The following is a 520-nucleotide window of genomic DNA, read 5'->3' on the forward strand; positions in this document are numbered from 1 at the left end:
GCCACCAAAGTGGAGATGCTGCCGCTGGTCAGCGCCCGATCGTAGATCTGCAGCATGTAGAAGGCGCCGGTCAGCGCCAGGATGTTGATCAGGCCGGAAAGGCCGAAGAGATAGATCAGGATACCGCGCATGCCGCCGATCTTGTGTTGCGGCTCTTTCTTCTTGCTCATGATGAGATCCCCTTTTGTCCGCCCGCATGCTGTCCCGGCCGGTCAGAGCGACCGGCCGGGAATAACGCTTCCTGCTCAGGAGACGCCGTTGAAGTCGGCGACCTTGAGGTTATGCGTGCCGGCGATCGAAAGCTCGAAGTCGGCATCCGGGTCGGCGTCGACACTGCCGCGGATCACCGTGACGTCGGCGCCGTCCTGGGTCTCATGCGTCACCACGATCTGGCCGGCGCCCGAGAGCGTCGTTCCGGCCGAAAGCGTGAAGTGCTGCAGACCCGCCTGTCCGGTGTTGGCATCGATCGAGGAGAAGTCGATCCGGTCTCCCGGCGTAAAGCCGTAGATCGTGTCGCCGT

At 62.9% G+C, this 520-nt stretch carries 1 pseudogene; it reads right to left on the bottom strand.

Annotation, left to right across the window (positions count from 1 at the left end):
• Nucleotides 1-245: 245 nt before the first annotated feature.
• Nucleotides 246-520, bottom strand: a pseudogene (locus AC07UR_RS33890) (hypothetical protein); the annotation flags it as partial.

This window comes from Ensifer sp. GW821-FHT05G01 (assembly GCF_059419585.1).